The sequence below is a fragment of the Thermococcus sp. M36 genome, from assembly GCF_012027355.1.
GTDB lineage: Archaea > Methanobacteriota_B > Thermococci > Thermococcales > Thermococcaceae > Thermococcus.
The window spans coordinates 1-495 of the sequence record NZ_SNUH01000132.1 but is presented as its reverse complement, the minus strand read 5'-3'; the positions used below and the strand labels follow the sequence as shown (position 1 = coordinate 495).

General features: G+C 29.9%; 2 protein-coding genes. Both read left to right on the top strand.

All coding sequences use genetic code 11. The annotated features are described in order from the left end of the window. Positions 1–263, top strand: a 263-nt coding sequence (locus E3E36_RS11660; protein ID WP_167895556.1) for a hypothetical protein, incomplete at its 5' end; no start/stop codon positions are given. 32 nt (positions 264–295) lie between these two features. Then, positions 296–495: hypothetical protein (locus tag E3E36_RS12995; protein ID WP_206203660.1), on the top strand; the 200-nt coding region annotated here is incomplete at its 3' end.

The window sequence follows — 495 nt, the reverse complement described above, 5'->3', positions numbered from 1 at the left end:
CAGGCATGTATGTAAATATTGAAAGCCTTTTAGCTGCTGCCAATAGTAAAGACTTTAAAAACCCTTTTAAAGATGCCATTATAACCGGAGATAATTTTGATGGAAGTAAACTGCACTCAGAAGCTATTATCAGATTGAAAGATGAAAAACAAAACAGTTTAGCTACTTTATTAAAAATGATTCCTGAGTTTGCTGATGTTGCACGTAAAAAAAATGTAACAGCAGAAGATGTAAAAAGTCTTTCTTTTCTTAAATTTCTATAACCGTTTTTAAAACCAATTAATAAGGCTGCATTATGCAGCCTTTATTGTATATTCAATTAAACATGCAGTTGGTATTACAAAATATTATACCTGTTCCGTTAAAAGAAAAATTATTACAACGTTCCTCATCAATCTGGAACAAACAACTGTTATTTAAAAAAGGTGAATGGATAAAAATTAATGCACCCAGCGGAAGCGGTAAAACAACTTTTATTCATACTTTATATAAACA